Below are 18,975 nucleotides of genomic sequence, written 5' to 3'. Positions count from 1 at the left end.
GCATGTCCGGCAACAGCTTCGGTCGTCTGTTTACCGTCACCACCTTCGGCGAGAGCCACGGCCCCGCGCTGGGCGCCGTCATCGACGGCTGCCCGCCCGGCCTGCCGCTGACCGAGGCCGACATCCAGCCGGACCTGGACCGGCGCCGGCCGGGCACGTCCCGCTTCACCACCCAGCGCCAGGAAGCCGATCAGGTGGAGATCCTGTCCGGCGTGTTCGAGGGCCTGACCACCGGCATGCCGATCGGCCTGTTGATCCGCAACACCGACCAGCGCTCGCGCGATTACGAGGCGATCAAGGACAAGTTCCGGCCCGGCCACGCCGACTACACGTATCAGCAGAAGTTCGGCCTGCGCGATTACCGCGGCGGCGGCCGCTCGTCGGCCCGCGAGACGGCGGCGCGGGTGGCGGCCGGCGCCGTGGCACGCAAGTTTCTGGCCGGCCGAGGCATTCTGATTCGTGGCTATCTGGCGCAGATGGGCGACATCGCGCTGGCCCTGAACGACTGGGCGGCGGTGCACGAGAACCCGTTTTTCTGTGCCGATCCGGCGCGCGTGCCGCAGCTGGAAGCGCTCATCACGCAGCTGCGCCGCGACGGCGATTCGGTCGGCGCGCGCGTGAACGTGATCGCCACCGGCGTGCCGCCGGGCCTGGGCGAGCCGGTGTTCGACCGCCTGGATGCCGACATCGCGCACGCCATGATGGGCATCAACGCGGTCAAGGGCGTCGAGATCGGCGCCGGCTTCGAGGTGGTCACGCAAAAGGGCAGCGAGCACCGCGACGAAATCAGCTCGGCCGGATTTTTGAGCAACCGCGCCGGCGGCATCCTGGGCGGCATCTCCAGCGGCCAGGACATCCGCGTCAGCCTGGCGCTGAAGCCCACCTCCAGCATCCGCCTGCCGGGCCGCACGGTGGACCTGCACGGCGCGGACACCGACATCGTGACCACCGGCCGCCACGATCCGTGTGTGGGCATCCGCGCGGTGCCGATCGCCGAGGCCATGCTGGCACTGGTGCTGATGGACCACCTGCTGCGCCAGCAGGCGCAAAACACGGGCGTGCTGTCGGGCACCCCGATCATCCCCGGCGCGGTTGACGACTGAGGCGCGGCCGGCGCTGCCCTACTGGCGGCTGTCGGCCTTTTACCTGTGCTACTTCGCCATCCTGGGCGCGATGGTGCCGTACTGGACCGTGTTCCTGCGCGGGCGCGGCATGAGCGCGCTGGAGATCGGCCAGTTAATGGCGGTCGGCACGCTGACGCGCATCCTCGCCCCCTGGGCCAGCGCCTGGGTGGGCGATCGCATGCCGCGGCGCATCGTCGTCGTGCGCCTGGCGGCGGCGCTGATGACGCTCATCTTCTGCGGCATGTTCGTGGCGCGGGGCTTCTGGCAGGTGGCGCTGGTCACCGCGGCGTTCGGCTTTTTCTGGAACGCCGCGCTGCCGCAGTTCGAGATCGTCACCCTGCGGCACCTCGGCAGCACCGGCAATCTGTACGGCCGCATCCGGCTGTGGGGCTCGGTCGGCTTCATCGGCGTGGTGCTGGGCGGCGGCTGGCTGTTGGAGCGGTCGGGGCTCGACACGCTGCTGCTGGTACTGCTGGCGACCATGGCCGGGACGCTCATCAGCAGCCTGCTGGTGCCGGACCGGCCCGGCCCGCCGGCCGTGCAGGAGCAGGCCTCGCTGCGCGGCGCCTTGCGCAGCCCGGCGGCAGTGGGCTTTCTGGCGGCGGCGTTTCTGATGCAGGCCAGCCACGGGCCTTACTACGGGTTTTTCTCGATCCTTCTGGAGGACCAGGGCTACACGCGCAGTATGGTCGGGGGCCTGTGGGCGCTGGGCGTAGTGGCCGAGGTCGGGGTGTTTCTGGCGCTGGCCCGGCTGCTGCCGCGTATCGGCGCTTCGCGCGTGTTCATGGCCAGCCTGCTGCTGGCGGCCTTGCGCTGGCTGCTGATCGGTCACGGCGCGGGGAGTCTGGCCTGGCTGCTGCCGGCGCAGTTGCTGCACGCGGCCACCTTCGGCGCCTTTCATGTGGCGGCGCTGGCGCAGGTGCAGCGCTTCTTTCCGGCCGCACTGCAGGGGCGCGGACAGGCGCTCTACAGCGGCCTGTGCATGGGCGGCGGTGGGGCGCTGGGCGGCGTGGTGAGCGGCTTTTTGTGGGATTCCGCCGGCGCAGTGCGCGTGTATGAACTGGCGGCGCTGACCGCGCTGCTCGCGGCCGGGCTGTGGGCCTGGCTCAACCGGCCTGTTTCAGGCGTCGCAAACCCGGCAGCGGGATGATTTGGCCGGGGCCGTCGCCCGCTTCGCCGCGCCGGATCTGTGACAGCCCGAAGGCGGCCCGCACGGCGCTATCGAATGCATCCAGAAACCGCACCGTCGACAGGTCGGTAGTCGGCTGATCGAGGATCTTCTCGCGCACCGGCTGCAGGGCGGCCAGTGTCGGCCCGGCCTGGATGGCGGCCCGGATGTGGTAGCAGCGGTTGCTTTTGTATACTGCCCGCATCAGCTCGTTCACCAGTCGGTCGTGCAGCCCCGTGGCCAGCAGCAGATCGGCCGGCTCCTTGGCCGCTCGGTTCACCAGCAGGTGGCATGTGCCCAGCTGGTTTTCGAGCCAGATGGCGAGTTCGCGAAAGGTCATGGCACGGCCCGGCCTGATCGTCCTGAGTCAGATGCGTGCGGGACCCGCCCCGAACGGCGGCGCTATTCTGGGAGTGGTCCCAGCGCTTGTCGAGCGGCCGGCGGTCCACCGCGCGCGGACTTTAAACCAGCCCGCCGCGGGCACACGAGCTTCACTGCGCAACACACGGTAAATGCCATGGCCGGCAAGACCTTATACGACAAGCTGTGGGATTCCCACGTGGTGCACACCGAGCCGGACGGCTCGGTGCTGCTGTATATCGACCGTCACCTGATCCATGAGGTGACCTCGCCGCAGGCCTTCGAGGGCCTGGCGCTGTCCGGCCGCAAGCCGTGGCGGTTGGCGGCCAATCTGGCGGTGGCCGATCACAACGTGCCGACCACCGACCGCAGTGCCGGCATTGCCGATCCGGTGTCGCGCGAGCAGGTGGAGACGCTGGACCGCAACTGCGACACCTTCGGCATCACCGAATTTCGCATGAACGACCCACGCCAGGGCGTGGTGCACATCATCGGCCCGGAACAGGGCGCGACCCTGCCGGGCATGACCGTGGTGTGCGGCGACTCGCACACCGCCACGCACGGGGCGTTTGCCGCGCTGGCCTACGGCATCGGCACCTCCGAGGTTGAGCACACGCTGGCCACGCAGACCCTGCCGCAGCGCAAGTCCAAGAACATGCTGGTGCGGGTTGATGGTCGACTCGGGCCGGGTGTGTACGCCAAGGATCTGATCCTGGCCATCATCGGCGCCATCGGCACCGCCGGCGGCACCGGCTACGCCATCGAGTTCGCCGGCGAGGCGGTGCGCGCGCTGTCCATGGAAGGGCGCATGACGCTGTGCAACATGGCCATCGAGGCCGGTGCCCGAGTCGGCCTGGTGGCGGTGGACGACATCACCATCGACTACGTCCGTGGCCGGCCGTTTGCGCCGCAGGGCGCGGCCTTCGAGCAAGCCGCCGTTGCCTGGCGGGAACTGGTGTCCGATCCGGATGCGCGCTTCGATCGCGTGGTTGAAATCGACGCCGCCAGCCTGGTGCCGCAGGTGACCTGGGGCACCTCGCCAGAGATGGTGCTGCCGGTGGATGGCCGCGTGCCGGATCCGGCCTCCGAAACCGACCCCGCGCGCGCCGAGAGCATGCGCCTGGCGCTTGGCTACATGGCCCTTCAGCCCGGCACGGCGCTGACCGACGTGCGCATCGACAAGGTGTTCATCGGCTCCTGCACCAACGGCCGTATCGAGGACTTTCGTGCCGCCGCGGCGGTGCTCAAGGGCCGCAAGGTGGCGGACAACGTGCGCCTGGCGCTCGCCGTGCCGGGCTCCGGCCTGGTCAAGCGCCAGGCCGAGGCCGAGGGACTGGACGAGATCTTCCGCGCCGCCGGTTTCCAGTGGCGCGAGGCCGGTTGTTCCATGTGCCTGGCCATGAACGCCGACCGTTTGGAGCCGGGCGAGCGCTGCGCCTCGACGTCCAACCGCAATTTCGAAGGCCGCCAGGGCCAGGGTGGGCGCACCCACCTGGTCAGCCCGGCGATGGCCGCCGCCGCCGCCGTCGCCGGTCGTTTCGTCGATGTGCGCCAACTTGAGGGTTAGCCGATGCGTGCTCTGAAACTGTTGCTTGCCGCGGGTGTGCTGCTGATGCTGGGCGCCTGCAACACCGTCGAGGGAGTCGGCAAGGACATCCAGAAGGGTGGCGAGGCCATCGAGAAGTCTGCCAAGTAAGCGCCCGACCATGGAAAAATTCACGTCTATCAATGGCCTGGCGGTGCCGATTGACCGGGCCAACGTCGACACCGACGCCATCATCCCGAAGCAGTTCTTAAAGTCGGTCAAGCGCAGCGGCTTCGGGCCGAACCTGTTCGACGAGTGGCGCTATCTGGATCACGGCGAGCCGGGGCAGGACTGCTCGGGGCGGCCTCTGAACCCGGATTTCGTGCTCAACCAGCCGCGCTACGCCGGCGCGCAGATACTGCTGGCGCGGCGCAACTTCGGCTGCGGGTCCAGCCGCGAGCATGCCGTGTGGGCGCTGGTCGACTACGGCATCCGCGCCGTGATCGCGCCGAGCTTCGCCGAGATCTTCTACAACAACAGCTTCAAGAACGGCCTGCTGCCGGTGACGCTGCCCGAGGACGTCGTCGAGCGGCTGTTCCAGGCGGTGGCCGCCAACGAGGGCTACCGGCTGACGGTCGATCTGGAGGCGCAGCAGGTGCGCACGCCCGATGGCGAGGTGTTTGCCTTTTCCGTCGACGCCGACCGTCGCCATCGCCTGCTGAACGGCCTCGACGACATCGCGCTCACGCTGGCGCATGCCGACGCCATCCGCGCCTACGAGGCGCGCCGCGCCGCTGAGGCGCCGTGGCTGTTTCCCGATCGCGCCGGAGCAGGCCGATGAGTTACCGCATCCTGTTGTTGCCGGGCGACGGCATCGGCCCCGAAATCGTCGCGGAAGCGGAAAAGTTGCTGCGGGCGGTGGCTGAGAAATTCGGCCTCGATTTCAGTTTCACCCGCGGCCTGCTGGGCGGCTGCGCCATCGATGCCACCGGCACGCCGCTGCCGGACGAAACGCTGGCCTTGGCGCGTGACGCCGACGCGGTGCTGCTGGGCGCCGTGGGCGGCCAGAAGTGGGACCGCGGCCCGGCACACCTGCGCCCGGAGCGCGGCCTGCTTGGCATCCGCAAGGCACTTGGCCTGTACGCCAACCTGCGCCCGGCGCTGCTGTTCCCGGAACTGGCCGGTGCCTCGACCCTGAAGCCGGAGGTGGTGGCGGGCCTGGACATCGTCATCATCCGCGAGCTGACCGGCGGCATCTACTTCGGCGAGCCACGCGGCGTCGAGAGGCTGCCCGACGGCAGCCGCGAGGGCCGCAATACCATGGTCTACAGCGAGGCCGAGATCGAGCGCATCGGGCGCACCGGCTTCGACATCGCGCGTCGGCGCGGCCGGCGCCTGTGCTCGGTGGACAAGGCAAACGTGCTGGAGACCAGTCAGCTGTGGCGCGAGGTGATGGTCCGCCTGGGCGGCGAGTACCCGGACGTGGAGCTCAGCCACATGTATGTGGACAACGCCGCCATGCAGCTGGTGCGGGCACCGAAGCAGTTCGACGTGGTGGTCACCGAGAACCTGTTCGGCGACATCCTGTCCGACTGTGCGGCCATGCTGACCGGCTCCATCGGCATGCTGCCGTCGGCCTCGCTGAACCAGACCGGTTTTGGCATGTACGAGCCGGTGCACGGTTCGGCGCCGGACATCGCCGGCCAGCAGAAGGCCAATCCGCTGGCGACCCTGCTGTCGGTGGCGATGCTGCTGCGCTACAGCCTGGGTGAGGCGGCTGCCGCCGACGGCGTGGAGCAGGCGGTCGCCAGCGTGCTGCGCCAGGGCCTGCGCACGGCCGACATCGCGGTGGCGGGCGAGCCGGTGCTGTCCACCGCCGCCATGGGCGATGCGGTGGTGGCGGCGCTGTGCGCCGGCGGTTGATTTGTTGAATCTGGAACTGCCGAGCGAAATCCCGGGCAGATTTGTCGGCGTGCCCGAACGGAGTTGATATGAGTCGTCTGTACAACGTGGCGGTCGTCGGTGCCACCGGCGCCGTCGGCGAGACCATGTTGGAAGTGTTGGCCGAGCGAAATTTCCCGATCGGCGAGCTGTACGCGCTGGCCAGCGAGCGGTCGGTCGGCAAGATGGTGACCTGCGGCGCTCGGCGCCTGCGCGTGCAGGACCTGGCCACGTTCGATTTCTCGAAGGCCCAGATTGGTCTTTTCTCGGCCGGCGGGTCGGTGTCGGCGGAGCATGCGCCGCGCGCCGCCGAGGCCGGCTGCGTGGTGATCGACAACACCTCGCACTTTCGCAATGACGACGACATCCCGCTGGTGGTGCCGGAGGTCAACCCCGGCGACATCGCCGATTACCGCAACCGCGGCATCATCGCCAACCCGAATTGCTCCACCATCCAGATGGTGGTGGCCCTGAAGCCCCTGCACGATGCCGCGCGCATCCGGCGCATCAACGTGGCGACCTACCAGTCGGTGTCCGGCACCGGCAAGAAGGCAATCGAGGAGCTGGCCGGCCAGAGCGCGGCGCTGCTCAATGGCCAGTCGATCGAGCCGAAGGTGTATCCGAAGCAGATTGCCTTCAATGCCCTGCCGCAGATCGACAGTTTCCAGGACAACGGCTACACCCGCGAAGAGATGAAGATGGTCTGGGAGACGCGCAAGATCCTGGGCGATGCCGACATCGAGGTGAACCCGACCTGCGTGCGCATCCCGGTGTTCTACGGGCACTCCGAGGTCGTGCACGTGGAGTTCGAGCGGCCGCTCGGCGCCGACGAGGCGCGGGCGCTGCTCGCCCGGGCGCCGGGCGTGCAGGTGATCGACGAGCGCGTGCCGGGGGGCTATCCGACCGCTGCCGAGGCGGCCGGTCAGGACTGGGTTTTCGTCGGCCGTATCAGGGAGGACATCTCGCACCCCTGCGGCCTGAACCTGTGGGTGGTGTCCGACAATATCCGCAAGGGCGCGGCCACCAACAGCGTGCAGATCGCCGAGCGGCTGATCGCCGATTACCTGGGCGACTGAGCCGGCGGTTGGTGGCGCCCGCCGTGCTGCGCTAACCTCTGGTCAAATCCGCACTGCGGCAGCGAAAAAGGGAGAGCTTCGGTGGCCAAGCGCAAGCGTTTTGGGCGAGTGATGGCGCCGGCATTGTTGTTGCCGCTGGGGCTTGCGCCGCTGGGCGCGCAGGCGCTGGGGCTGGGCGCTCTGCGCGTGGATTCGGCGCTCGGGCAGCCGCTCGATGCGCGCATCGAGCTGGTTGGCGCCACCCCGGCGGAGGCGGAGTTGGCGACGATCAGCCTGGCATCGGCCGAGGTGCATCAGCGCCTGGGCATCGACAGCGCCCTGGGCGGAGTGATGCTGCGGTTCGCCGTTAAGGTCGGCAGCAACGGCCGGTCCTACGTCGCGGTGAGCTCGCACGAGCCGGTACGCGAACCCTATATCGATTTCGTGGTCCAGGCCGTCAGCCCAACCGGCCAGGTGGCGCGCCATTACACCGTCCTGCTCGATCCGGCTGGCACGACCGTAGCGCGCACACCGGCTGCTTCCTCTGCCTGGTCGCCCCTGGTCACGCCCATGCCGGAGCAGGCCGCGCCGCGGCCGCGGGCGAATCCGTTTGCCAACGTCGGCCTGCCCAAGGCGGGTGCCGTGTACGGCCCGGTGCCGCCGGGCACGACGCTGTGGGCCATCGCCCGCCGCGTGCGTCCCGGCGATACGGATCTCGACGCGGTGATGTCGAGCATCGTGCGCGCCAACCCGCAGGCCTTCATCGATGGTGACCCAGCGCGGCTGAAGGCCGGCAGCCGCCTGAGCATCCCGGACGCCCAGGCATTGAGCGAGGCACCGGTAGCCGATGCGCAGCCGCAGACACCACCGGAGCCGCAGACGCCACCGGTCGCTGCGGCGACGGCGCCCCAGGCGCCGGTCGAGCAGCCGGCGCCGTCGTCGGCGCTGCCGACACCGAGTGAAGCCGCGCCGACGCCTGATGCCGAGGTGCGTGTATTGCGCAGCGAGGATGCCCAATCGGCCGCCGCGGCGTCAACGGCGCCCGCCGAGGCGCCCGGCAATCGCGTGCAGTTGCTGGAAGAAGCGCTGGATGCCGCGCAGCAGCAGAATGAATCCCTGCAACAACGCATGAGCGCCATGGAGGCGCAGATCCGGACCCTGACCGAGCTGGTGAAAGCGGAACCGAATGCGGAACCGGCAGGTCGGCCGGTCGAACAGGCGGCCGCCGGTGGAGCGGCGGACGCCGCTGCGCCGGCTTCGCCGCTAACGCCCGCTTCGCCCGCGGTTCCAGCATCGGTTGCTCCCGCTGAGGCTGCGGCCGATGCAGGTGGCGGCTCCAGCGCTTATCTGGCGGCGGCGGTTGCAGCATTGGGATTGGGTGGCTTGCTGCTTTGGGTGCGGCGGCGCAAGGCGGCGAGCCAGCTCAGGCCGCTGCTCGACGACGACGCGACCAGTGCCAGCGGGGCGGTGGCGCCAACGGCGGGCTCTGCCGGGATCGCGGCAGAGGCGGCGACCCGGGTTGAATGGGTCGATCCGGTGGTGGCGCAGCCCGCGCCGGTAGAAATGCCGGCGGCGCCGTTGGCATCGAGTGATGACGGTTTCGGCGACCCGGTCGACACCCAGATCGACCTGCTGACGGCCTATGTCGGCATGGCGGACGGCCCGTCGGCGCGGCAGATTCACGACGAAATCCAGCGCACGGGTACGCCGGCCCAGAAGGCGCAGGCCGCCGCTCTGCTGGCCCGCCTCGACGCCTGAGGGCAGGCGCCAGCCACCGTTTTGCGGATCGCTCTTAACGTCGAATACGACGGCAGCGCCTACTGCGGCTGGCAGGTGCAGGCGCACAGCCCGTCGGTGCAGGAAGCGCTGGAAAAGGCCCTGTCCAGCGTTGCCGACGAGCCGATCCGGGTGGTGGCCGCCGGGCGCACCGACACCGGCGTGCACGCGCTCGGGCAGGTGGTGCATTTCGACACCTGCCGCGATCGCCCGCAGCGGGCCTGGCTGCGCGGCGTCAACACCCGCCTGCCGGGCGATGTGCGCATCCTGGGCGGGCATCCGGTGGCGGATGAGTTTCACGCCCGCTTCAGCGCCATTTCGCGCCATTACCGTTATCTGATCCTGAACCGCCCGCAGGCGCCGGCGGTCGGTCATGAGCGTGTCGCCTGGGAGCCACGGCCGCTGGACGTGCCGGCCATGCAGATCGCCGCAGGGCAGCTGCTGGGCGAGCACGATTTCAGCGCCTTTCGGGCTGCCAGCTGTCAGTCGCATTCGCCCTGGCGCACGCTGCACCGCCTTGATATAGCCCGTCACGGCCCGTGGCTGGTGATCGACGTGGTCGCCAATGCCTTCCTGCACCACATGGTGCGCAACCTGGTCGGCACGCTGCTGGACATCGGCACCGGCAAGCGCCCGCCGGCCTGGGCGGCGCAGCTGCTGGCCGGGCGCGACCGCACGCTGGCCGGGCGCACGGCGCCGCCGGCCGGCCTGTACCTGGCGGCGGTACATTACCCGCCCCACTTCGGCCTAGAACCGCCGCTGCCGCTGCTTCCGGTCTGATCCATGCCCACGCGCGTTAAAATCTGCGGCATTACCCGCCCGCAGGATGGCCTGACTGCCGCTGCCGCCGGCGCACATGCCATCGGTCTCGTTTTCCACCCCGCCAGCCCGCGCTGCGTGAGCATCGCCCAGGCACGCGCCATCGTCGCGGCGCTGCCGCCGCTGGTGAGCGTGGTCGGGCTGTTCGTGGACGCGGCCGAAAGCGCGATTCGGCAGGTGCTGGCGCAGCTGCCGCTGGACCTGATTCAGTTCCACGGCGCCGAGCCGGCGCCGGAGTGCCGGCGCTACGGCCGGCGCTACCTGAAGGCGCTGCATGTCAGGCCGGGTGCCGATCTGGCCACCGCCGCGGCGCCCTATGACGACGCGGCCGGCTTGCTGCTGGACGCCTTCGTGCCAGGCGTGCCGGGGGGCAGCGGGCAGACCTTCGACTGGGCAGTGGTGCCGGCCGAGCTGCCGCGGCCGCTGCTGCTGGCCGGCGGCCTGGATGCCGGCAATGTGGCGATGGCCATCCGCCGCCTGCGACCTTGGGCGGTGGATGTCAGCAGTGGTGTCGAGAGTGCGCCCGGCATCAAGGATGCGCAAAAGATAGGAATGTTCATGCAAGCGGTTCGAGAAGGAGACAGCCCGCATGGCTGAGGAAACGCGCCACGCCACCTTGCCGGACGCGCACGGCTATTTCGGCCGCTACGGTGGACGTTTCGTGTCCGAGACGCTGATGCGGCCGCTGCGGCAACTCGAAGACGCCTACCGTGCGGCGCAGGCGGATCCGGCGTTCCGGGCCGAGCTGGAACAGGATCTGCGCGACTACGTCGGCCGGCCGTCGGCGCTGTACCTGGCGCAGCGCTGGACGCGCGAGGCCGGCGGCGCGCGCATCTACCTCAAGCGCGAGGACCTGAACCACACCGGCGCGCACAAGATCAACAACACGGTCGGCCAGATCCTGCTGGCCCGACGCATGGGCAAGACGCGAGTGATCGCCGAAACCGGCGCCGGTCAGCACGGCGTGGCCACCGCCACCGTGGCGGCCCGCCTGGGCGTCGAGTGCGTGGTCTACATGGGCGCCGAGGACATCCGCCGCCAGACCGCCAACGTCTATCGCATGCGCCTGCTGGGCGCGCAGGTGCGGGCGGTCGAAAGCGGCTCGCGCACGCTCAAGGATGCGCTCAACGAGGCCCTGCGCGACTGGGTGGCCAACGTCGAGAACACGTTCTACATCATCGGCACCGTGGCCGGGCCGCACCCCTACCCGCAGATGGTGCGCGACTTCCAGGCCATCATCGGCCGCGAGACGCGGGCGCAGATGCTCGAGCGCGAGGGCCGGCTGCCGGACGCGGTGGTGGCCTGCGTGGGCGGCGGCTCGAACGCCATCGGCATCTTCCATCCCTTCATCGACGACCCCGAGGTCGCCCTGTACGGCGTCGAGGCGGCCGGCTATGGCCTGGCCAGCGGCCACCATGCCGCCTCGATCAGCGCCGGCAGCCCGGGCGTGCTGCACGGCAACCGCACCTACCTGATCCAGGACGAGGACGGCCAGATCGGCAGCACGCATTCCATCTCGGCCGGCCTGGATTACCCCGGCGTCGGTCCCGAGCACGCCTGGCTGCACGACACCGGCCGCGCGCGCTACGTGACGGTCGGCGACGACGAGGCGCTGGCGGCCTTCCATCACCTGACGCGCACCGAGGGCATCATCCCGGCGCTGGAGTCCTCTCACGCGCTGGCCTTTGCCGGCAAGCTGGCCGCCGGCATGCGCACCGACCAGAGCATCGTGGTGAATCTTTCAGGGCGCGGCGACAAGGACATCCACACCGTGGCGACGATCGAGGGCCTGCAGGTATGAGCCGCCTGGCCGAGCGCTTTGCCGCCCTGCGCCAGGCGCGGCGGGCCGGGCTGGTGATCTTCGTCACCGCCGGCGATCCGCATCCCGATCTGACCGTCGAGCTGCTGCACGCCCTGGTGGCGGCCGGCGCCGACGTGCTGGAGCTCGGCGTGCCGTTCTCGGACCCGATGGCCGACGGGCCGGTGATCCAGCGCGCTTCGGAGCGGGCGCTGGCCCACGGCATGGACCTGCGGCGGGTGCTGGAGATGGTGCAGGCCTTCCGGCAGACCGACCGGACCACGCCGCTGGTGCTGATGGGCTACCTGAACCCCATCGAGCAGATGGGCGTGGCGCACTTTGCCGCCGCCGCGGCCACCGCCGGCGTGGATGGCGTGCTGACCGTGGACCTGCCGTTTGACGAAGAGCCCGAGCACGCGGCGGCGCTCAAGGCCGCGGGCCTGGACAGCATCTTCCTGCTGGCGCCGACCAGCGGACCCGAGCGGGCGCGGGCCGTGGCGGCACAGGCGAGCGGATTTCTGTACTACGTGTCGGTGCGCGGCGTGACCGGCGCCGGGCAGGTGGACCTGGCCGACGTGCAGGCGCATGTCGAGGCGCTCAAGGCGCACACCACGCTGCCGATCGGCGTCGGCTTTGGGGTGCGCACGCCGGCTGCCGCGGCACGGATCGCCGGTTTTGCCGATGCGGTGGTGGTCGGCAGCGCCGTGATCGAACAACTCGAAGCCGCGGCCGCGGCCGGCATCACCGGGCCGGCGGCGCTGGACGGCGCCGTGGAGCAGGTGCGCGCGCTGCGCGCCGGCATCGAAGCTGCCGGAGGAAAGCGATGAACTGGCTGACCCGACTGGTCCCTGCCCGTATCCGCACCAGCGGCGCCTCCAAGCGGGTGCCCGAAGGGCTGTGGGTGAAGTGCCCGGAGTGCAAGGCGGTGCTGTACCGCACCGAGCTCGAACACAACCTCGAGGTCTGCCCACGCTGCGGCCACCACCTGCGCATCGGCGCCCGGCAGCGGCTGGACGCCTTCCTGGACGCCGAGCCGCGCCAGGAAATCGGCGCCGAGCTGGAAGCGGTCGACGTGCACAAGTTCAAGGACACCAAGCGCTACCGCGACCGCCTGCTGGCCACGCAAAAGGAAACCGGCGAGCGCGACGCGCTGGTGGTCTACCAGGGCGCGCTGCTGGGCCGGCCGCTGGTGGCGGCGGCCTTCGAGTTCCGCTTCATGGGCGGCTCCATGGGCTCGGTGGTCGGCGAGCGCTTCGCGCGCGGCGCCCAGGTGTGCCTGGATCAGAAGCTGCCGCTGGTGTGCTTTTCCTCCTCCGGCGGCGCGCGCATGCAGGAGGGCCTGTTTTCGCTGCTGCAGATGGCCAAGACCTCGGCCATGCTGGCCTGCATGGGCGAGGCCGGCCTGCCGTACATCTCGGTGCTGACCGACCCGACCACCGGCGGCGTGTCGGCCAGTCTGGCCATGCTGGGCGACGTGATCATCGCCGAGCCGAACGCGCTGATCGGCTTCGCCGGGCCGCGGGTGATCGAGCAGACCGTGCGCGAGGTGCTGCCGCCGGGCTTCCAGCGCAGCGAGTTCCTGCTCAGCCATGGCGCCGTCGATCAGATCATCGACCGCCGGCAACTGCGCGAGCACATCGCGCGCCTGCTCGGGATGCTGTGCGGGCCAGCCGCCGCCGCGTGAGCGCGCGCTTCAGCCGCCTGGAGGACTGGCTGGCCTGGCAGGAGACGGCGCACCCGAAGAAGATCGATCTGAGCCTGGATCGCGTGCGCGAGGTCTTGCAGCGCCTCGCGCCGCCGCTGGCCGGCGTACCGGTCATCACCGTGGCCGGCACCAACGGCAAGGGGTCGACGGTGGCATTTCTCGAGGCCATCTATCGCGCCGCCGGCTACCGCACCGGCGCCTACACCTCGCCGCATCTGCTGCGCTATCACGAGCGCATCCGCATCGCCGGGCAGCTGCCGGACGACGCCGCCCTGTGCGCCGCCTTCGAGCGCATCGACGCCGCCCGCGGCGCGGTGTCGCTGACCTACTTCGAGTGGGGCACGCTGGCAGCGCTGGTGCTGTTCGCCGACGCCGGCTGCCAGGTGCTGATCCTGGAAGTCGGCCTCGGCGGGCGGCTGGATGCCGTCAATGCAGTCGACCCGGACCTGGCGATCATCACCTCGGTCGATCTGGATCACCAGCAGTTCCTGGGCGACACGCGCGAGGCCATCGGCGCCGAGAAGGCCGCCATCGCCCGCCCTGGTCGGCCGCTGATCGTGGCCGATCCGGACCCGCCGGCGAGCGTGCCGGCGCATGCCGCTGCCGTGGGCGCGACCGTGATGCGTTACGGCACGGACTACGTGGCAACGCCTGTCGACGAGCGGGATTGGCACTGGCAGGCCAGCGGCGACGCGTGCATTTTTCCCATGCCGGCGCTGGCCGGCGCCGTGCAGCTGCGCAACGCCGCCAGCGCCGTGTTGGCCGTGCGGTGCCTGCAGGCCCGCCTGTCGGTGAACGACGCAGCCATCGCGCAGGGCGTGCGGACCGCTCAGGTTGCCGGGCGCTTCGAGCGCCGTGGCCACGCGCCCGAATGGGTGCTCGATGTCGCCCACAACCCGGAAGCGGCCCGCAATCTGGCCGCCAACCTGCGCGCGTATCCGGTTGCAGGCCGCACGCTGGCGGTGCTGGCCATGTTGGGGGACAAGGACGCCGCGGGAGTGGTGGCGCCGCTTGCGGACTCGATCGATGGCTGGCATCTGGCCGGCTTGGCCGGGCCGCGCGGCAGCAGCGCCGAGCAACTCGCCGCGCGGCTGTGCGCCGCCGGCGTGTCGCAAGCGATTGCCTGCCATGGCGATGTCGCGGCCGCCTGCCGGGCGGCGCAAGGCGCGGCAGCGACCGGCGGCATCGGCCGCGTGCTGGTGTTCGGCTCCTTCGTCACCGTCGAACAGGCGTTGCGCAGCGGGCTGCTGCCGGCGGCCGGTGACGGCGCGGGGCTATAATTCGCGGCTGCTGCCGACTATCCCGGAGTGTCGATGGATCAGGCCAGGCTCAAGTACCGGATCGTGGGTGGCATCGTGCTGGTGGCCTTGGCGGCCATCCTGGTGCCGGTGTTGAGCGACATGCGTCAGCCGTTGCCGCAGGGACCACAGGCAATCGACATCCCGGCCGAACCAACCGATGGCCTGGCCAGCCGGCTGCCGGTCGATGCCCCGCCGCTGGACGGCACTGTCCCGGAACCGGAAGACATTCCCCCGCCTGCACCGCCGCCACCGCTCGGCGACGACACCGACGTTGTGCCGCCGGACGCGGGCGCTGGGCTTGCGCCTCCCGCCTCGCCGGGGCAGGCCAGGCCGCCCGTTCCGGTAGCGCGTCCGGCGCCCGCCAGCCCGCCGCGTGCACCTGCGCCAGCAGTCAAGCCGGCACCTGCACCGGTCGTTGCCAGCAAGCCGCCGGTGGCCAAGCCCGCACCGCCGCCGGCACCCAAACCCGCGGTGGTCGCCAAGCCGGCGCCCGCTTCGGCCCCCGCGCCGATCCCGGTGGCCAAGCCTGCTGCCCCGGCGCCGGCGCCGGCGGCGCCGATTCAGGCGGCCAAGTCCGTGGCCCCGGCAGCGGTCGCCACCGCGACGGCGCCCAGCGTCCAGCAGGCCTGGGTGGTGCAGCTGGGTGTGTTCGGTAATCTGAAGACCGCCATCGACCTGCGTGAACAGTTGCGCAAGGCCGGTCACAGCGCATTCACCGAAGAAATCACGACGCCGCAGGGCAAGGCGCTGCGGGTGCGGGTCGGTCCGGAGCTGGATCGCGCCAAGGCGCAGGCCGTGCGTGACCGCCTGGCCAAGGAAACCGGTCACGACGGCATCGTCGTGGCCTATCCGTGATCGCCTCGACCGCCGCGCCGTGAACCTGGTCGACGTACTGTTCGTGCTGATGGTAGTGCTGTCGCTGCTGGTGGGTGTATGGCGCGGCCTGCTGCGGGAGCTGCTGTCGCTGGTGTCCTGGCTGGCGGCGGCCTGGATCGCATGGCGTTTCCACGGTCTGCTGATGGGGCCGCTGGCGGGCCTCATTGCCAGCGCCGGGGCGCGTCAGGCAGCGGCGCTGCTGCTCACCTTCATCGCCGCGGTGGTTGTGCTGGCGCTGTTGTCTCACCTTCTGGTCGGCCTGCTCAAGGGCAGTCCGCTGCGCGGCACCGACCGGGCGCTGGGCGCCGTGTTCGGGGTGCTGCGCGGGGTGGTGCTGGTGGCAGCCACGGTGCTGCTGGTGGAGGCCACGCCGCTGCAGAAATCGCTGTGGTGGCAGGGTTCGAGCCTGGTGCCGCAGGCACGTTCGTCGGCGCAGTGGCTGCGGGCGACGGTTGAATGGGGGCTTGGGCAATTCCAGCCGCCCCGGGCCGGATAGCGAGGTAACGCGACATGTGCGGAATCATCGGCATCGTTGCCCAGACGGCGGTCAACCAGGCCATCTACGACGGCCTGACGGTGCTGCAGCACCGTGGTCAGGACGCCACCGGCATGGTTACCGCCGACAACGGGCGCCTGTACATGCGCAAGGAGAACGGCATGGTGCGCGACGTGTTCGCCCAGCAGCACATGGAGCGCCTGCGCGGCAACATGGGCATCGGCCACGTGCGCTACCCGACCGCCGGCAGTTCGGCCGCGGCCGAGGCGCAGCCGTTCTACGTCAATTCCCCGTACGGCATCACCCTGGCCCACAACGGCAACCTGACCAACGCCGACCTGCTGCGCCAGGCGCTGACCGAGGACGAGCTGCGGCACCTGAACACCGACTCGGACTCCGAGGTTCTGCTGAACGTGTTTGCCGGCGAGCTGCAGCGCATCGGCCGCGTGCGCGCCGCGAACGAGGACGTGTTCGCCGCCGTGCGCGCGGTGCACAGGCGCTGCCGCGGCGCCTATGCGGTGGTGGCCATGATCACCGACTTCGGCGTGGTCGGCTTTCGCGATCCCTACGGCATTCGCCCGCTGGTGATCGGCGTGCGCGAGAGCCTGCTCGGCACCGAGTACGTGCTGGCCTCGGAAAGCGTGGCGGTGTCGAGTCTGGGTTTTCGCCTGCTGCGCGACGTGGCGCCCGGGGAGGCGGTGATCATCGACCGTGACGGCCGTTTGCATGCCCGCCAGTGCGCCGAGGCGCCGCAGCTGACGCCGTGCCTGTTCGAGCTGGTCTACTTCGCCCGGCCGGATTCGATCCTGGACGACATCTCGGTCCACAAGTGCCGCATGCGCATGGGCGAAAAACTGGCCCACAAGCTGCACCGGGTATGGCCCGACCACGACATCGACGTGGTGATCCCGATTCCGGACACCAGCCGCACCGCCGCCATGCAGATGGCCACCGAACTGGGCATCAAGTACCGCGAGGGCTTCATCAAGAACCGCTACATCGCGCGCACCTTCATCATGCCCGGCCAGGGTGAGCGCAAGCGCTCGGTGCGCCAGAAGCTGAACCCGATCGAGCTCGAATTCGACGGCAAGAACGTGCTGCTGGTGGACGACTCGATCGTGCGCGGCACCACCTCGCAGCAGATCGTGCAGCTGGCCCGCGAGGCCGGCGCGCGCAAGGTTTACTTCGCCTCCGCCGCGCCGCCGGTGCGTTACCCCAACGTCTACGGCATCGACATCCCGAACCCGCAGGAGCTGATCGCCCACGGCCGCAGCGAGCAGGAAGTGTGCGAGTTGATCGGCGCCGACTGGCTGATCTACCAGGACCTGGAGGATCTGAAGGACGCAGCGCGCGAGGGCAACCCCGGAATCACCGAATTCGACGCCTCCTGCTTCGATGGCCGCTACGTGACCGGCGACGTGGATCAGCCGTACCTGGACCACATCGGCCAGACTCGCAGCGACGGCGCCAAGCAGCTGCGTGCCGTGGCGGCCCGCGATGAACTGCAGATCGTGGTCTAGATCACTGCTTGGCGCCGCGCTGCTGCTGGCCGCGGCAGCGTCGGCGCATGCGTTCGATCGAGCCGAACTCGACAGCGCCGTCGCCGCGCGCCTGGATGCCGCGGTGGCCGACCTGCAGGCCTGGGTGCGCATCCCCAGCATCACCGCCGCCGGCGACCCGCATCGCGCCGACAAGACCGCGCTGCTGAATGCCGTGGTGGCCCGTGCGCAGGCCCTGGGTCTGGCGGCCCGGCTGTTGTCGGGTCAGCAGGTGGCCGTGGTGGAGCTGGGTCAGGGTCCAGACGCGCTCGGCATCCTGGTGCATGCGGACGTGGTGCCGGCCGGAGACGCCGCGCGCTGGGCGCACCCGCCCTTTGGCGGGGAACTGGTCGACGGCGCCGTGTGGGGCCGCGGCAGCCTGGACGACAAGGGGCCGCTGGCGGCGAGCCTGTACGCCATGGCGGCGCTCAAGGATTCCGGCCTGCCGCTCACCCGGCCGGTGCGCCTGATCGTCGGCAGCAGCGAAGAGAACATGGACTGGCGTGATCTGGACGCCGTGCGTGCCGCCGGCCTGGTGCCGGCCGAGGGCTGGACCGCGGATGCCGGATTCCCGGTCATTTACGCCGAGAAGAGCTATCTGGATGTGGCTGTTCGGTTCGACGGTGCGGCCGACCCGGTGCTGCGGCAGTTCTCGGGCGGCACGGCGCCCAATGCGGTGCCGGAAGCGGCCACCGCGTCCCTTGCCGGCGAGCCGCCCAAACTCGCCGCTGCCCTCAAGGCCGCCATCGGCGCCTACCAGGGCGGCGCCACGCCGGCCAGCTTTGCGCTGCGCGAGACCGCCACCGGGGTCGAGATCACCACCCGCGGCAAGGCGGCCCACGGCGCCAAGCCCGAAGCCGGCATCAATGCCGTCACCCACCTTGCCCGCCTGCTGCACGGTGCGCGCCAGGCGCTGGGTATCGACACGGCATCGGCGCAGGGCCGGGCGGTTGCCTTCATTGCCGAGCAGCTCGGTCTTGAAACCGATGGCGGTACGCTTGGCCTGCGTCACAGCGTGGCGAACCTTGGTGCCTCCACGGTCAATCTGGGCCTGCTGTCGGGCAGTGACGAGGGTCTGCGCGCGCAGCTGAACATCCGCGTGCCAACGGGTCTCGATCTGGCTACCCAGCGCGCGCGCCTGACGCAAGCGCTGGCGCCCTACCAGGCCCGGCTCGAGGTGATCGAAGGCAAGGAGGCGCTGTGGGTCGATCCGCAAACGCCGCTGGTGCAGACCCTGCTTGGCATCTACCGGCAGTTCACCGGCGATCAGACGGCGCCGATGGCCATCGGCGGCACCACCTACGCCAAGGCCTTTCCTGGATTCGTGGCCTTCGGCATGGGCTTTCCTGGCGGGCCGATGCTGGCCCACGCCGAGAACGAACGACTCGAAGTGGACCACCTGCGCCGCGGCATGGCCATTTACCTGGCGGCCCTGGCGCAGCTGGCGGCCGGCGTGACCCTGCAGCCGCCGCCCTCACCCTGACGGAGACCGG

19 protein-coding genes are annotated in these 18,975 nt (G+C 70.2%); 18 read left to right on the top strand and 1 reads right to left on the bottom strand.

Going from position 1 to position 18,975, the window contains the following annotated elements:
- Positions 1 to 2 precede the first annotated feature (2 nt).
- Positions 3 to 1,103 (top strand): chorismate synthase, encoded by a 1,101-nt coding sequence (gene aroC, locus H5U26_RS01510; RefSeq protein WP_290615949.1) that lies wholly within the window; start codon positions 3 to 5, stop codon positions 1,101 to 1,103.
- On the top strand, positions 1,093 to 2,274 hold the full coding sequence (locus H5U26_RS01505) for an MFS transporter (protein ID WP_290615947.1): 1,182 nt from the start codon (positions 1,093 to 1,095) through the stop codon (positions 2,272 to 2,274). Before aroC ends, H5U26_RS01505 begins: the two co-directional genes overlap by 11 nt.
- On the opposite strand, the gene H5U26_RS01500 is transcribed toward H5U26_RS01505, so the two are convergent.
- The gene (locus tag H5U26_RS01500; RefSeq protein WP_290615945.1) at positions 2,231 to 2,632 is read right to left on the bottom strand and encodes a hypothetical protein; all 402 of its coding nucleotides are present in this window, start codon (positions 2,630 to 2,632) and stop codon (positions 2,231 to 2,233) included. The genes H5U26_RS01505 and H5U26_RS01500 overlap by 44 nt on opposite strands.
- A gap of 177 nt (positions 2,633 to 2,809) precedes the next feature.
- On the opposite strand from H5U26_RS01500, the gene leuC reads away from it, so the two are divergent.
- From leuC to H5U26_RS01420, 16 genes are all read left to right on the top strand, one after another.
- Positions 2,810 to 4,219, top strand: coding sequence for a 3-isopropylmalate dehydratase large subunit (leuC, locus tag H5U26_RS01495; RefSeq protein ID WP_290615943.1), 1,410 nt, complete (start codon positions 2,810 to 2,812; stop codon positions 4,217 to 4,219).
- 3 nt (positions 4,220 to 4,222) lie between these two features.
- Complete coding sequence (locus H5U26_RS01490; RefSeq protein WP_290615941.1) at positions 4,223 to 4,348, top strand: entericidin A/B family lipoprotein; 126 nt, start codon at positions 4,223 to 4,225, stop codon at positions 4,346 to 4,348.
- A 10-nt stretch (positions 4,349 to 4,358) separates the two neighbouring features.
- Positions 4,359 to 5,018: a 3-isopropylmalate dehydratase small subunit gene (gene leuD / locus H5U26_RS01485; RefSeq protein ID WP_290615939.1), complete on the top strand. Its 660-nt coding sequence runs from the start codon at positions 4,359 to 4,361 to the stop codon at positions 5,016 to 5,018.
- Complete coding sequence (leuB, locus tag H5U26_RS01480) at positions 5,015 to 6,100, top strand: 3-isopropylmalate dehydrogenase (RefSeq protein WP_290615937.1); 1,086 nt, start codon at positions 5,015 to 5,017, stop codon at positions 6,098 to 6,100. Before leuD ends, leuB begins: the two co-directional genes overlap by 4 nt.
- Positions 6,101 to 6,168: 68 nt before the next feature.
- Positions 6,169 to 7,194, top strand: a complete 1,026-nt coding sequence (locus H5U26_RS01475) for an aspartate-semialdehyde dehydrogenase (RefSeq protein WP_290615935.1) — start codon at positions 6,169 to 6,171, stop codon at positions 7,192 to 7,194.
- 81 nt (positions 7,195 to 7,275) lie between these two features.
- Complete coding sequence (locus H5U26_RS01470; protein ID WP_290615933.1) at positions 7,276 to 8,931, top strand: FimV/HubP family polar landmark protein; 1,656 nt, start codon at positions 7,276 to 7,278, stop codon at positions 8,929 to 8,931.
- Between the two features lie 21 nt (positions 8,932 to 8,952).
- Positions 8,953 to 9,729 carry a tRNA pseudouridine(38-40) synthase TruA gene (gene truA / locus H5U26_RS01465; RefSeq protein ID WP_290615931.1) on the top strand — a complete coding sequence of 259 codons (777 nt, stop codon included), beginning with the start codon at positions 8,953 to 8,955 and terminating at the stop codon, positions 9,727 to 9,729.
- A 3-nt stretch (positions 9,730 to 9,732) separates the two neighbouring features.
- Positions 9,733 to 10,365 (top strand): phosphoribosylanthranilate isomerase, encoded by a 633-nt coding sequence (locus H5U26_RS01460; RefSeq protein WP_290615929.1) that lies wholly within the window; start codon positions 9,733 to 9,735, stop codon positions 10,363 to 10,365.
- The gene (gene trpB, locus H5U26_RS01455) at positions 10,358 to 11,569 is read left to right on the top strand and encodes a tryptophan synthase subunit beta (protein WP_290615927.1); all 1,212 of its coding nucleotides are present in this window, start codon (positions 10,358 to 10,360) and stop codon (positions 11,567 to 11,569) included. Before H5U26_RS01460 ends, trpB begins: the two co-directional genes overlap by 8 nt.
- A complete protein-coding gene (gene trpA / locus H5U26_RS01450; protein ID WP_290615925.1) occupies positions 11,566 to 12,393 on the top strand; it encodes a tryptophan synthase subunit alpha in 828 nt (275 codons plus the stop codon). The genes trpB and trpA overlap by 4 nt, the downstream gene beginning before the upstream one ends.
- On the top strand, positions 12,390 to 13,250 hold the full coding sequence (gene accD, locus H5U26_RS01445; protein WP_290615923.1) for an acetyl-CoA carboxylase, carboxyltransferase subunit beta: 861 nt from the start codon (positions 12,390 to 12,392) through the stop codon (positions 13,248 to 13,250). The genes trpA and accD overlap by 4 nt, the downstream gene beginning before the upstream one ends.
- A complete protein-coding gene (folC, locus tag H5U26_RS01440) occupies positions 13,247 to 14,551 on the top strand; it encodes a bifunctional tetrahydrofolate synthase/dihydrofolate synthase (RefSeq protein ID WP_290615921.1) in 1,305 nt (434 codons plus the stop codon). The genes accD and folC overlap by 4 nt, the downstream gene beginning before the upstream one ends.
- 33 nt (positions 14,552 to 14,584) lie before the next feature.
- A complete protein-coding gene (locus tag H5U26_RS01435) occupies positions 14,585 to 15,427 on the top strand; it encodes an SPOR domain-containing protein (protein WP_290615919.1) in 843 nt (280 codons plus the stop codon).
- A 19-nt stretch (positions 15,428 to 15,446) separates the two neighbouring features.
- A complete protein-coding gene (locus H5U26_RS01430) occupies positions 15,447 to 15,944 on the top strand; it encodes a CvpA family protein (RefSeq protein ID WP_290615917.1) in 498 nt (165 codons plus the stop codon).
- 14 nt (positions 15,945 to 15,958) lie between these two features.
- Entirely contained in the window at positions 15,959 to 17,464 is a 1,506-nt protein-coding gene (gene purF, locus H5U26_RS01425; protein WP_290615915.1) for an amidophosphoribosyltransferase, read from the top strand.
- The gene (locus tag H5U26_RS01420) at positions 17,442 to 18,965 is read left to right on the top strand and encodes a Sapep family Mn(2+)-dependent dipeptidase (RefSeq protein ID WP_290615913.1); all 1,524 of its coding nucleotides are present in this window, start codon (positions 17,442 to 17,444) and stop codon (positions 18,963 to 18,965) included. Before purF ends, H5U26_RS01420 begins: the two co-directional genes overlap by 23 nt.
- The last annotated feature ends 10 nt before the right edge of the window (positions 18,966 to 18,975 follow it).

It is taken from the genome of Immundisolibacter sp., from assembly GCF_014359565.1.
In the GTDB taxonomy this organism is placed as follows: Bacteria; Pseudomonadota; Gammaproteobacteria; order Immundisolibacterales; family Immundisolibacteraceae; genus Immundisolibacter.
This window is presented reverse-complemented; position numbering and strand designations above follow the sequence as displayed.